We start from the raw sequence: 383 nt of genomic DNA on the forward strand, positions 1-383 counted from the left end.
AACTTCTTCTTTCAATGTTTATCATACAAGTGCGAGAAGTATGGCATTGAGTATGTAAAAGCTGATAAATGGTTCGCCTCAAGTAAGATTTGCTCATGTTGCGGAGTAAAATACGACCATTCAGTTCAACCAGAAGGACAGTGGAGTTTAAAAATACGTGAGTGGCGTTGTGTTCCATGCAATAGCCATCACGATAGGGATTTAAATGCTTCGATAAATTTATCAAGATGGGTAAAATAAATGCTTGATAATATGAGGTAACGATACTGCCTCGTGTGGAGTGTTATACCCCTCGTCCCTTTGGGGTTGCGAGAACACGATGAAGCACTAACTTGTGTAAATTTGATTGAATTGTATAGATTTAGTTAAGTTTATCGTATCGG

General features: G+C 38.1%; 1 protein-coding gene. It reads left to right on the top strand.

Annotated features, from left to right (window positions below):
• Nucleotides 1-240 (top strand): zinc ribbon domain-containing protein (locus JTF23_RS27525; protein WP_204210293.1); only part of this gene is annotated, 240 nt, incomplete at its 5' end.
• Between the last annotated feature and the right edge of the window lie 143 nt (nt 241-383).

The organism is Bacillus sp. RIT 809 (genome assembly GCF_016892495.1).
Classification (GTDB): Bacteria; Bacillota; Bacilli; order Bacillales; family Bacillaceae_G; genus Bacillus_A; species Bacillus_A cereus_U.